The following is a 12,549-nucleotide window of genomic DNA, read 5'->3' on the forward strand; positions in this document are numbered from 1 at the left end:
TAGCTCCCACAGGGGGCTTGTGAGCGACACAGATCCAATGTGGGAGCTAGCCTGCTAGCGATGGCGGTCTGTCAGGCGCCGCCAACCACCGCCGCCTGCGCCGTCCGCAACTCATGCCGGTTACCACGGAACAACACCAGTGTCGCAATCAACCCCAGCACTGCCGCGCCGCTGAGCCAGATCCCCGGCGCAGCCTTGTTATCCAGCACATGAATCAGGTACGTACAGGCGGCCGGCGTAAACCCGCCGAAGGTTGCCGTCGCCAGGCTGTAGGCCAGAGAGAAACCGGTCGTACGAACTTCCACCGGCATGATCTCGGTCAGCGCCACGACCATGGCGCCGTTGTACGAGCCATACAGGAACGACAACCACAACTCGACGATCAGCAAATGGCTGAAGCTCGGGTTCGCCACCAGCCACGACAGGGCTGGGTAAGCGGTGAGAATCGCCAGAATGGTCGCTGCGAGAAGCAGGGGTTTTCGCCCGATCCTGTCGGACACAGCACCCATCACCGGCAGCCAGAAAAAGTTCGACAGGCCGATACAGACCGTCACCAGCAGCGCATCCAGATCCGACAGGTGCAGTTCGGCCTTGCCGAAGGTCGGGGTGTAGGCGGTGATCAGGTAGAACGACACCGTGGTCATCACCACCAACGCCATGCCGGCGATGACAATGCCAAAGTTCTGACCGATCGAGTGGACGATTTCCCGCAGGGTAGGGCGGTGTTTTCGTGCCTGGAACTCAGGCGTTTCTTCCAGCGAACGGCGAATCACGAAGATCACCGGCACGATCATGCAGCCGATCAGGAACGGCACACGCCACCCCCATTCACCCATTTCTTCCGGGCTGAGCCAGTGGTTCAAACCCACCCCCAGCAGGCCGGCAAACACCACCGCCGCTTGCTGACTGGCAGACTGCCAACTGACGAAGAACCCTTTGCGCCCCGGTGTGGAAATCTCCGCGAGATACACCGACACACCGCCCAGTTCCACGCCGGCAGAGAAGCCTTGCAGCAGTCGGCCGAACAGCACGATCAGCGGCGCGGCCACGCCCAGCGTGGCGTAACCCGGCACGCAGGCAATCAACACCGTACCGGCCGCCATCATCGCGAGGGTGATGATCAAGCCTTTGCGGCGGCCATGACGGTCGATGTAGGCACCGAGGAAAATCGCCCCCAGCGGGCGCATCAGGAAGCCGGCACCGAAAGTGGCCAGCGACAGCATCAGGGAAGCGAAAGCGCTGTCAGCGGGGAAGAAGGTTTTGGCGATGGCTGTGGCGTAAAAGCCGTAGACCATGAAGTCGAACATTTCGAGAAAGTTGCCGCTGACAACGCGAAAAATCGCTTTGCCTTTGCCGGTCGTGGAGGACATGTCTGGATACTCACTTTTTAAATCTTGTAAGAAAGCGTTTCGCGTGTGTCCCATAATGGCTGGCGCGCTTTTGCCGGGAGATGAAGATTTGTTAACTGGACGTTGGAAGGTGGTTGTGATGCTGGCTGGTGTTTTGGCTGGCTGCGGCAATGGCGACTCCATGGAGAGCGTCGGCGGCCCGACTATGGGCAGCACTTATTCAATCAAATACGTGCGCCACGCCAATCTGCCCGCGCCCGCACAGGTGCGCAGCGAGGTGGAGAAGATCCTCGCCGAGGTCGACAAGCAAATGTCTACCTATCGCAGCGATTCGGACATCGAACGCTTCAACGATCTGCCCGCCAATCGCTGTCAGAAAATGCCCGCGCCCATCCTCAAATTGATCCGCGTTGGTGAACAACTGTCAGAGCAAAGCGAAGGATCCTACGACCTGACCGTGGAGCCACTGCTCAATCTCTGGGGATTCGGCCCCCGGGCGCGTGAAGAAAAAGTGCCCAATGCCCAAGCGCTTGCCGAGGTGCGGCAGCGAGTCGGTTATCAGCATCTGCGCATAGAAGGCGATCAGTTGTGCAAGGACGCTGCCGTCGAAGTCGACTTCAACAGCATCGCCGCCGGCTACGCCGTCGATACGATTGCCGCAAAGCTCGACGCGATGGGCATCCACAACTACCTCGCCGAAGCCACCGGCGAACTCAAGGCTGCCGGCAAGAAACTTGATGGCTCGCCGTGGCGCATCGCGCTTGAACAACCCCGAGACGATCAGCAGGTTGCAGAGCGCATCATCGCGGTCGACGGCTATGGCGTGTCCACTTCCGGCGACTATCGCAACTATTTTCTGCAGGACGGTCGGCGTTATTCCCACACCTTCGATGCTCACACCGGTACGCCGGTCTCACACACGCTGGCGTCAGTCACGGTCATTCATCCTTCAGCGTTGATGGCCGATGGCCTATCGACGCTGTTGCTGATTCTCGGTCCTGAACGGGGTTGGGACTATGCCGAAACCCACAACATAGGTGCATTCTTTGTGATTCGTGCCGATACAGGTTTCGTCATACGTACCAATCAGGCTTTTGAGCGTCTCAGTGGCGGCAAAACTGAATGATTACGGTGATTCGCGCATTGAAAACTGGCGTTGTAGTGCAGGCAAAAGTAGCCTACGACGCGACCAAGGGTTAATGTGCGCGGCGTTGACGCTTCTATAGACTGTGTCCGGGTTCTGCACTGGCCCCAAATTGTTCCTTCACGCCGCAGATCGGCGTGATTTAGCCGCAGGTGCCGAGAGCGCCGCGGCCTGTTCTGAGGAGTATGCATGGCTGTCTACAACTACGACGTGGTGGTGCTGGGTTCCGGCCCGGCGGGAGAAGGCGCGGCAATGAACGCCGCCAAAGCAGGGCGCAAGGTGGCGATGGTCGATAGTCGTCGCCAGGTTGGCGGCAACTGCACCCACCTGGGCACCATCCCGTCCAAGGCACTGCGTCACTCCGTCCGGCAGATCATGCAGTTCAACACCAACCCGATGTTCCGGGCCATTGGTGAGCCGCGCTGGTTCTCGTTCCCGGACGTGCTGAAAAGCGCCGAGAAAGTCATTTCCAAACAAGTCGCTTCGCGCACCGGCTACTACGCCCGTAACCGCGTCGACGTGTTCTTCGGCACCGGCAGCTTCGCCGACGAGCAAACCATCGAAGTGGTCTGCGCCAACGGTGTAGTTGAAAAACTGGTGGCCAAGCACATCATCATCGCCACCGGCTCGCGTCCTTATCGCCCGGCGGACATCGATTTCCATCACCCGCGTATCTACGATAGCGACACCATCCTCAGCCTCGGCCACACCCCGCGCAAGCTCATCGTTTACGGTGCCGGCGTGATCGGTTGCGAATACGCGTCGATCTTCAGTGGTCTGGGCGTACTGGTTGAGCTGGTGGACAACCGCGGTCAGTTGTTGAGCTTCCTCGACTCGGAAATCTCCCAGGCGCTGAGCTACCACTTCAGCAACAACAACATCACGGTTCGCCACAACGAAGACTACGACCGCGTCGAAGGCGTGGACAACGGCGTGATCCTGCACCTCAAGTCCGGCAAGAAGATCAAGGCCGACGCCTTGCTCTGGTGCAACGGTCGTACCGGCAACACCGATCAGTTGGGGCTGGAAAACATCGGCGTCAAGGTCAACAGCCGTGGCCAGATCGAAGTCGACGAAGCCTACCGCACCTGCGTGCCGAACATTTACGGCGCCGGTGACGTGATCGGCTGGCCGAGCCTGGCCAGTGCCGCACACGACCAGGGCCGTTCGGCCGCTGGCAGCATCGTCGACAACGGCAGCTGGCGCTTCGTCAACGACGTACCGACCGGCATCTACACCATTCCGGAGATCAGCTCGATCGGCAAGAACGAGCAGGAGCTGACTCAGGCCAAAGTGCCGTACGAAGTGGGCAAGGCGTTCTTCAAGGGCATGGCGCGTGCGCAGATCGCCGGCGAGCCTCAGGGCATGCTGAAGATCCTGTTCCACCGCGAAACGCTGGAAGTGCTGGGCGTGCACTGCTTCGGTTATCAGGCGTCGGAGATCGTGCACATCGGTCAGGCGATCATGAACCAGCCGGGCGAACTGAATACGCTGAAGTACTTCGTCAACACCACGTTCAACTACCCGACCATGGCCGAAGCCTATCGGGTAGCGGCGTACGATGGCCTCAACCGGCTTTTTTGAGCGGCTCCGGCCGGTGGCCTGAGCCGGCCGGGGAGACCGATTTCAGCAATTCTCGAGCGTGGCGGTGGCCAAACCGGGAAAGTCTGTAATCAGGCTGTCAACGCCGAAGTCGGCGAGTCTGCGCATCAGCGCGGGCTCGTTGACTGTCCACACCGACACATGCAACCCCTGTCGCTGTGCCTTCTCCAGGCGCTCCGGCGTACACAGGGTCCAGTTCAGCGCCAGAATCTCACAGCCATAGCTTGCTGCGACCTTCAACGGGTCGAGCCAGGCGTACTCGGCCACTAATCCGCGGGACACGTCCGGCACCAGGTCCAGCGCGGCTTTCAGTACTTCGCGCGAGCTTGAAGTGATGGTCACCTTGTCGAGCAGGCCATGACGTACAGCCATTTCACGAATCGCCAGGACGGTGGTCGCGGCGCGAGTGCGTGAAGCGCTTTTGACTTCCAGCTGCCAGTGTTCGAAATCGCATTTCTCGAACAGCTCTTCCAGCGTGGGAATCGGGCACGGCTTGATCCAGCCCGGTCCGCCCTTGCGCGCGTCGTAGGTCACCAGCTCGGCGGCCGTGTGCTCGACCACCTTGCCGCGTCGGTCGGTAGTGCGCTTGAGCGTCGGGTCGTGGATGACCATCAGCTCGCCGTCCATGGACAGGTGCAGGTCCAGTTCGCAGCGGCGCACGCCGTGCTTGAGGCATTGCTGAAAGCTGTTCAGCGTGTTTTCCGGTGCTTCGCCCTTGGCGCCGCGATGGCCGTAGATGAGGGTCACGGTTCTTCCTTAAATTAATTGCCTGATTCGTTTTCGCGGGCCAGGCGTCGTTCCTGGGCCTGCTTTTGCAGAATGTAACGGGCCAGCAGTTGGCGTTGGGCATCGGTCGGGCGTTCGAACTCGGTACCGATGTCGAAGCCACCGCCCTTGCGGTCGCAATGGGTGACGCGCGCCCGAAGCAGCAGGCCGAGGGCTTGTGGCATCAGCACCAGTTTCACCGACAAGTGAGTGCCTTCAGCGATAGCGGTCGGATACTGGAAGTCGATGCCGCCTTCCGAGATGATCACTGGCTGCGGCTCGCCAATCTGTCCGAGCACGGTTATGGCGATCACCTGGCTGAGCAGATCGATGCGTTTGTTCTGGGATTTCAGGAACGCCGCGAGGTTGCGGTCGCGTTCACTGATCTGGCGCAGCAGGTGTTGCGACTCGAATTCGCTCAGGTGCAATTCGCTGAGCAGGTTGAAGAGTGGGGAAGCATCCTGCAACACTTCCTGGCCTGCGGCTTCGGGAGCGGACAGGGGCCGAATTTCCAGTGCGATCGTGTCCTCGATACGGTAGTATTCGCGGCGATCTTCTTCATCTAATGTCGACATGGCGAACCCATGGTAGCGGCGGTGGTCTGAGTGTAAAGCTGGTTATCGACCCCCGCCACAAGGACGTTCCTTTTCCCTCCGAACAAGCCCCGACATGTTCAGACCTCTCTTCGTATTTATTGGCACGCGTTATACCCGTGCAAAGCGTCGCAATCATTTTGTGTCGTTCATTTCCCTGACTTCGATCATCGGTCTTGCCCTCGGCGTGATCGTGATGATTGTCGTGCTGTCGGTCATGAACGGCTTCGATCATGAGATGCGCACGCGCGTGTTGGGCATGGTGCCCCACGCGACCATCGAGTCCGGTGAGCCGATCAGCGACTGGCAGGGCCTCGCCGCCAAGGTCAAGCAGAACCCGCAAGTGACGGCCGTGGCGCCGTTTACCCAGATGCAGGGTTTGCTGACCAACAACGGCAAGGTCTCCAAGGTGCTGCTCAATGCCATCGACCCGGCGCTGGAACGCCAGGTGTCGATCATTGACAAGTTCATGCTGCAGGGCAAACTCGACGACCTCGCGCCCGGCAGTTTCGGCATCGTCATCGGCGACAAGGCGGCCGCCAAGCTCGGCGCGGCCATCGGCGACAAGCTGACCTTCGTTGCGCCGGAAGTCACCGTGACCCCGGCCGGCATGTTCCCGCGCATGAAACGCTTTACCGTGGTCGGCATCTTCCATGTCGGCGCCGGTGAAATCGACGGTTACCTGGGCGTCACCAACCTGCAGGATCTGGCGAAGCTGCACCGCTGGAAGTCGGATCAGGTGCAGGGCATCCGCCTGAAGTTCGACGACCTGTTCCAGGCGCCACGCACCGCGTGGAACATCGCCCAGCAGCTCGGAGAAGACCATTTCTACGCCCGTGACTGGACCCGCACCCACGGCAATCTGTATCAGGCGATCCGCATGGAAAAAGCCATGATCGGTCTGCTGTTGCTGCTGATCGTTGCCGTGGCCGCGTTCAACATCATTTCCACGCTGGTGATGGTGGTGAACGACAAGAAGGGCGACATTGCGATTTTGCGTACCCTCGGCGCCACGCCGGGTTCGATCATGGCGATCTTCATGGTGCAGGGCACGGTCATCGGTGTGGTCGGTACGCTGATCGGCGCCGTGGTCGGGATCTTCGCCGCGCTGAACGTCAGCGCCGCGATCTCGGTGCTCGAAGGCCTGATCGGACACAAGTTCCTCAACGCCGACGTGTACTTCATCGATTACCTGCCGTCGCAAGTGCAGAGCCAGGATGTGTTGATGGTCTGCGCCGCCGCGTTGGTCCTGAGTTTCCTCGCCACCCTGTATCCAGCCTGGCGTGCCGCGCGCACCCAGCCTGCGGAGGCGCTACGTTATGAGTGAGTCGGGCATGAGTGATAAAGCAATCTTGAGCTGCCGCAACCTGGGCAAATCCTACGAGGAAGGCCCGGAATCGGTAGAAGTGTTGGCCGGTCTGCAACTGGAGCTGCATCCGGGTGAGCGCGTGGCGATTGTCGGCACCTCGGGTTCGGGCAAAAGTACTTTGCTCAACCTGCTGGGCGGTCTCGATACGCCGACCAAGGGCAGTGTCTGGCTCGACGGCGAAGAGCTGTCGGCACTCAGCGAGAAGAATCGCGGCCTGTTGCGCAATCGGTCGCTGGGTTTCGTTTACCAGTTCCACCATTTGCTGCCGGAATTCACCGCGCTGGAAAACGTCTGCATGCCGCTGCTGATCGGCAAGACCGCGATCCCGGAAGCGCGTCAGCGTGCGACGGCGTTGCTGGAGCGGGTAGGGCTGGGCCATCGCCTGGAGCACAAACCGGCGGAATTGTCCGGTGGCGAACGTCAACGCGTGGCCATCGCCCGCGCGCTGGTGAACAAGCCAGGGCTGGTGATGCTCGACGAGCCGACCGGTAACCTCGACTCCCACACCGCCCAAGGCATTCAGGATTTGATGCTGGAACTCAGCACCTCGATGCGCACGGCGTTCCTGGTGGTGACTCACGACATGAACCTGGCTCGCCAGATGGATCGCGTCCTGCATTTGCAGGAAGGTTGCCTGACGCCTATCTGATTGGCCGAAACCCGATGTCTGAAAAGACGTCGGGTCTTTTTGTTTTTATACGGTGCCCCAGCGAATGTTCAGACCGTTATCGATCTTTATCGGCACGCGCTATACCCGCGCCAAGCGCCGCAATCGCTTTGTTTCGTTCATCTCGATGACCTCGATGATCGGCCTCGCCCTCGGTGTGCTGGCGATGATCGTGGTGTTGTCGGTCATGAACGGCTTCCAGCGCGAAATGAGCTCGCGCATCCTCGGCATGGTGCCTCACGCGACCATCGTCGGCGTGAACCCGATCGACGATTGGCAGCCGGTGGCCGACGCCGCGATGAAAAACCCGGAAGTGACCGCCGCTGTGCCGTTCACCGAGATGGAAGGCATGCTTTCCTATAAAGGCACGATGCAGCCGATCCAGGTCAGTGGTGTCGACCCGGCGCTGGAAGGCAAGGTCTCGATCGTTGCCCAGCACATCGTCCAGGGGCGTCTCGATGCCTTGAAGCCGGGCGAGTTCGGTGTGGTGATCGGTGAGATCACGGCGCGACGTTTCCGCTTGAATGTCGGCGACAAGATCACCCTGATCGTGCCGGAAGTCAGCACCGCACCGGGCGGAATCACCCCGCGCATGCAGCGTCTTAACGTGGTGGGCGTGTTCAAGGTCGGCGCAGAGCTGGACGGCTCGATGGCGCTGATCCACGTTGCAGATGCCGCGCAGATGCAGCATTGGGAACCGAATCAGGTGCAGAGCGTGCGTCTGGCGGTGAAGGATTTGTACGCTGCGCCGAAGGTCTCCAGCGATATCGCTGGCGGCTTGGGCACGGCGTACAAGGCTGACGACTGGACTCACACCCAGGGCAGCCTGTTCAGCGCGATGAAGATGGAAAAAACCATGATCGGCCTGCTGTTGCTGATGATCGTTGCGGTGGCAGCGTTCAACATCATCGCGACCTTGATCATGGTGGTGAACGACAAGGGCGCGGACATCGCGATCCTGCGTACAATCGGTGCCACGCCACGGCAGATCATGGCGATCTTCATGGTCCAGGGCACGGTGATTGGCGTGGTCGGCACCTTGATCGGTGGCGTGCTCGGCGTGATTGCCGCGCTGAACGTCAGTGAGCTGGTGGGCTGGGTGGAGCGGGTCAGTGGGCAGCACATCTTCAGTTCTGACGTGTATTTCGTCAGCAACCTGCCTTCGGAATTGCAGGGCGGGGATGTGCTGTTGATTTGCTCGGCCGGGTTTGTGTTGAGCTTCCTCGCCACGGTTTACCCGGCGTGGCGGGCGGCGAAGATCGAGCCGGCTCACGCGTTGCGGTATTCGTAAGCCGTTACACCGCTTTCGCGGGCAAGTCGGGTCGCCGCACCGCTCGCTCCTACAGGTTTTATTGCGTCGATACAAAACCTGTAGGAGCGAGGCTTGCCCGCGAAGGCGCCGGACCTGCTAGCCTCAATCCCCCTTCGGCAACTCAATCACAAACCGCGTCCACCCATTCTCCGATTCGCAACGAATCTGCCCGCCATGGGCCCGAATGATCGACTGGGTAATCGCCAAACCCAATCCCGCATGTTCACTGCTGCCTTCCAGACGCGCCGGATCTGCGCGGTAGAAGCGATCAAACAAACGCGGCAGTAATGCCCCGTCAATGCCTTCGCCACTGTTCTCAACGGTCAGGCGCAAACCTTCTGGCCGCTCGATAATCCGCACCCGAACCTCACCCTCGGCCGGCGTGAATCGCAGCGCGTTATCCAGCAAATTCGAAAGTGCCCGACGCAACATGCTCCGGTCTCCCTCCAGGCGCGCGTTGCCTTCGCGGCTCAACGTCACCTGGGCGTCTTCGGCCAATGGCGCAAAAAACTCCAGCAACACATCCGCTTCTTCCGCCAATTCCAGGGGTTCACGTTTAGGCATCAGCAACCCGTGATCAGCCTTGGCCAGGTACAACATGTCGTTGACCAGTTGCGCCATCCATTGCAGCTCTTCGAGGTTGCTGTGCAGTGCTTCGCGGTAATCCTCAAGGGGGCGAGGGCGGGTGAGAGTGACCTGGGTGTGGGTCAGCAAATTTGACAGGGGGGTGCGCAGTTCATGGGCGATGTCGGCAGAAAACGCCGAGAGCCGCTGAAAAGAGTCGTCGAGGCGTCCGAGCATGGCGTTGAAGTTGTGGGCCATTTCCGCAAGTTCGGGGGGCATGTTTTCTTCGGGCAGTCGGGCATTCAGCGACTGCGCGGAAACGCCACTGGCGATTGCACTCATGCGCCGTAACGGACGCAACCCGCTGCGGGCCGCCCAGGCTCCCAGCAGTGCAGTGGCCAGGGCCGACAAGCCGACGGTCAGCCAGATCAAGTGCTGCATGCGCTGCAGAAAGTGCTGGTGGTGGGTGATGTCCAACAGCAGGGTCAATTGCGGGGAGTCAGGCTTGTCGACAAACAACGGCGCATTGAGGACGCGGTAGTCGGTGCCGTTGTCGTTCATGGTCGACAAACCCGGCCTCTGCGGAAGTTTATCGGGCAGGCTCGCGGCGCTGTCGTACCAGCGCTTGCCGTCGCTGCCGGAAATGCGCAGGGACAAATCAGCCTGACGGTTCAATTCATCTGCCAGTCTGACTTCGCTTTCACTGGACTGAAGATCGTGAAGCGCCCGGCGCAAACCAATGAGCTTGCCGTCCAGCAATTGCTGGTCCAGTTCAACGAAGTGCGCCTCGCTGGCTCGACTGAACAACACGCCCGCGAACAACGAAACCACGGCGGTGCAAGCTGCAAACAGCAGCGCCAGACGGCTGCTCAATGAAAGTCGGCGCATCAGGCCGAGCGCTCTTCGAGGACGTAACCCATGCCGCGCACGGTATGGATCAACTTGTTCGGGAACTCGTCGTCGATTTTCAGGCGCAAACGGCGGATGGCGACTTCGATGACATTGGTGTCGCTGTCGAAATTCATGTCCCAGACCTGGGAAGCGATCAGCGATTTGGGCAGCACTTCGCCCTGACGGCGCAGGAGCATTTCCAGCAGGGCGAACTCCTTGGCGGTCAGGTCGATGCGTTGGCCACTGCGTTCGACGCGACGGCGGATCAGGTCCAGGCGCAAATCGGCCAGTTGCAGGCTGGTTTCCTGCGGCGTGGTGCTGCCGCGACGCAACAGGCTGCGAACCCGGGCCAGCAGTTCGGAGAAGGCGAACGGCTTGACCAGATAATCGTCGGCGCCCAGTTCGAGGCCGTGAACCCTGTCTTCCACCGCGTCTCGCGCGGTCAGAAACAGGACTGGCGTGTCGAGGCCTGCGCTGCGCACTGCCTGGAGGATTTGCCAGCCGTCGCGACCGGGCAACATCACATCGAGGATCAACAGCGCGTAGTCACCGCTCAATGCCAATTGCTGGCCAGTGTCGCCGTCGGCCACCAGTTCGGTGTTGAACCCGGCTTCGGTCAGGCCCTGACGCAGGTAATGGCCGGTTTTCGGTTGGTCTTCGACGATCAGCAGTTTCATGGGCGACTCGAGGCAAATGGAACGAACGCTTTATACCGTGGGCAGCGGTTGTGCAGGCCAACCTGACAAAGTTGTAATCTGGCTGTCAGGTTACGGGCAGTGGCAGCAGTTTAGTGTTTTCCACAGGCTGAACTTTATCTTGTTGGAGTACGACTATGTTTTTGCGCAAACCCCTGGTGCTGGCTGCGTGCCTGCTGGTGCTGAGTTCGCCGGTGTGGGCATCGCCGGCGCACACCTACGACTTCGGGCAACCGGCCCCGGCTGCCAAGGCTACCCGCAGCGTTGAAGTGGTGATGGGCGACATGTCGTTCACCCCAAAGACCATCGATATCAAGGCCGGTGAGACAGTTCGCTTTGTGCTGGTGAATAAAGGCCAGTTGCTGCACGAATTCAACCTCGGTGACGCGGCGATGCATGCAAAACATCAGCAGGAAATGATGAAGATGCAGCAGAGCGGCATGCTTACGCCTACAGGGATGAAGGAAATGGACCACGGCGCGATGGCGGGAATGGATCATGGTATGAAGCACAATGACCCCAATAGCGTGCTGGTCGAGCCGGGCAAAACCGCCGAACTGACCTGGACCTTCACCAAGGCCACCAACCTGGAATTTGCCTGCAATATTCCAGGTCACTATCAGGCTGGCATGGTCGGTAAACTGACAGTCAGTCAGTAAGCACTCTAAGGCGCGAGCAAAGGCTGGTAGAATCCGCTGATTCTTCAGTCAGGTTTCCGCCATGCATCCCGCAGCCGAACACTCGCCGCTGGGTAAATCCAGCGAATACATCGCCACTTACACGCCGTCCTTGCTGTTCCCGATCCCGCGCACCGCGAAATGGGCGGAGCTGGGGCTGACGGCTGAAACCCTGCCGTATAAAGGCGTGGATTTCTGGAACTGCTTCGAGCTGTCGTGGCTGTTGCCGTCCGGTAAACCCGTGGTGGCGATCGGCGAATTCTGCATCCCGGCGGATTCGCCGAACATCATCGAATCCAAGTCGTTCAAGTTGTATCTGAACTCGCTGAATCAGACACCGTTTGCCGATATCGCAAGCCTTGAAGCGACGCTGGTGAACGACCTGTCCGCTGCGGCAGGCAAGCCGGTCGGCGTGCGGGTTCGCCGCCTGAATGACGTTGAAGCCGAAGGCGTCGTGGCGTTGCCGGGTGTGTGCATCGATGACCTGGACATCAGTGTCAGCAACTATGAGCATCCGCGTCCGGAGCTGCTGCGTTGTGATGATTCGCGCATCGTCGAGGAGAGCGTGCACAGTCATTTGCTCAAATCCAACTGCCCGGTGACCAGTCAGCCGGACTGGGGCAGCGTGGTGGTGGAATACCGTGGCGCGGCGCTGGATCACGCGAGTCTGCTGGAGTACATCGTGAGCTTCCGTCAGCACTCGGACTTCCATGAGCAGTGTGTGGAGCGGATTTTCCTCGACCTGCAACGCTTGCTGAAACCGGAGAAATTGACGGTGTACGCGCGGTATGTGCGTCGCGGCGGGTTGGACATCAACCCGTATCGCAGCACTGAAGACGTGCAACTGCCGAACCATCGCCTGGTCCGCCAGTAACATCTGTAGGAGCCCGGCTTGCCGGCGATGGCGTTTTTGAGACCGCT

General features: G+C 60.1%; 12 protein-coding genes. 7 read left to right on the forward strand and 5 right to left on the reverse strand.

What is annotated here, in order from left to right:
* Positions 1 to 71: 71 nt before the first annotated feature.
* Positions 72 to 1,370 (reverse strand): MFS transporter, encoded by a 1,299-nt coding sequence (locus KGB24_RS26560; protein ID WP_008028459.1) that lies wholly within the window; start codon positions 1,368 to 1,370, stop codon positions 72 to 74.
* A gap of 118 nt (positions 1,371 to 1,488) precedes the next feature.
* On the opposite strand from KGB24_RS26560, the gene KGB24_RS26565 reads away from it, so the two are divergent.
* On the forward strand, positions 1,489 to 2,475 hold the full coding sequence (locus tag KGB24_RS26565) for an FAD:protein FMN transferase (protein WP_223413931.1): 987 nt from the start codon (positions 1,489 to 1,491) through the stop codon (positions 2,473 to 2,475).
* 207 nt (positions 2,476 to 2,682) lie between these two features.
* Complete coding sequence (gene sthA / locus KGB24_RS26570) at positions 2,683 to 4,077, forward strand: Si-specific NAD(P)(+) transhydrogenase (RefSeq protein ID WP_008028455.1); 1,395 nt, start codon at positions 2,683 to 2,685, stop codon at positions 4,075 to 4,077.
* A 42-nt stretch (positions 4,078 to 4,119) separates the two neighbouring features.
* Here the strand turns inward: sthA and KGB24_RS26575 are convergent, their stop codons facing one another.
* Together KGB24_RS26575 and KGB24_RS26580 are read right to left on the reverse strand one after the other, a co-directional pair.
* Positions 4,120 to 4,842 (reverse strand): glycerophosphodiester phosphodiesterase, encoded by a 723-nt coding sequence (locus tag KGB24_RS26575; protein WP_008028453.1) that lies wholly within the window; start codon positions 4,840 to 4,842, stop codon positions 4,120 to 4,122.
* 14 nt (positions 4,843 to 4,856) lie between these two features.
* Positions 4,857 to 5,435: a PilZ domain-containing protein gene (locus KGB24_RS26580; protein WP_008028451.1), complete on the reverse strand. Its 579-nt coding sequence runs from the start codon at positions 5,433 to 5,435 to the stop codon at positions 4,857 to 4,859.
* 94 nt (positions 5,436 to 5,529) lie between these two features.
* Here KGB24_RS26580 and KGB24_RS26585 point away from each other — a divergent pair, with 94 nt between their 5' ends.
* The 3 genes from KGB24_RS26585 to KGB24_RS26595 all read left to right on the forward strand — a co-directional run bounded on the left by KGB24_RS26585 (position 5,530) and on the right by KGB24_RS26595 (position 8,780).
* Complete coding sequence (locus KGB24_RS26585; protein ID WP_223413925.1) at positions 5,530 to 6,780, forward strand: lipoprotein-releasing ABC transporter permease subunit; 1,251 nt, start codon at positions 5,530 to 5,532, stop codon at positions 6,778 to 6,780.
* A gap of 7 nt (positions 6,781 to 6,787) precedes the next feature.
* Entirely contained in the window at positions 6,788 to 7,471 is a 684-nt protein-coding gene (gene lolD, locus KGB24_RS26590) for a lipoprotein-releasing ABC transporter ATP-binding protein LolD (protein ID WP_167362922.1), read from the forward strand.
* Between the two features lie 64 nt (positions 7,472 to 7,535).
* Positions 7,536 to 8,780: a lipoprotein-releasing ABC transporter permease subunit gene (locus tag KGB24_RS26595; protein ID WP_008037700.1), complete on the forward strand. Its 1,245-nt coding sequence runs from the start codon at positions 7,536 to 7,538 to the stop codon at positions 8,778 to 8,780.
* 123 nt (positions 8,781 to 8,903) lie between these two features.
* On the opposite strand, the gene KGB24_RS26600 is transcribed toward KGB24_RS26595, so the two are convergent.
* Positions 8,904 to 10,253, reverse strand: a complete 1,350-nt coding sequence (locus KGB24_RS26600) for a heavy metal sensor histidine kinase (RefSeq protein ID WP_223413926.1) — start codon at positions 10,251 to 10,253, stop codon at positions 8,904 to 8,906.
* Complete coding sequence (locus tag KGB24_RS26605) at positions 10,253 to 10,933, reverse strand: heavy metal response regulator transcription factor (protein ID WP_223413927.1); 681 nt, start codon at positions 10,931 to 10,933, stop codon at positions 10,253 to 10,255. Before KGB24_RS26605 ends, KGB24_RS26600 begins: the two co-directional genes overlap by 1 nt.
* Before the next feature lie 155 nt (positions 10,934 to 11,088).
* Between KGB24_RS26605 and KGB24_RS26610 the strand changes: the two genes are divergently transcribed.
* A complete protein-coding gene (locus KGB24_RS26610; RefSeq protein ID WP_223413928.1) occupies positions 11,089 to 11,610 on the forward strand; it encodes a plastocyanin/azurin family copper-binding protein in 522 nt (173 codons plus the stop codon).
* Positions 11,611 to 11,671: 61 nt separating this feature from the next.
* Positions 11,672 to 12,502, forward strand: a complete 831-nt coding sequence (gene queF, locus KGB24_RS26615; RefSeq protein WP_223413930.1) for an NADPH-dependent 7-cyano-7-deazaguanine reductase QueF — start codon at positions 11,672 to 11,674, stop codon at positions 12,500 to 12,502.
* Positions 12,503 to 12,549 lie beyond the last annotated feature (47 nt).

It is taken from the genome of Pseudomonas sp. BF-RE-25 (assembly GCF_019956105.1).
In the GTDB taxonomy this organism is placed as follows: Bacteria; Pseudomonadota; Gammaproteobacteria; order Pseudomonadales; family Pseudomonadaceae; genus Aquipseudomonas; species Aquipseudomonas migulae.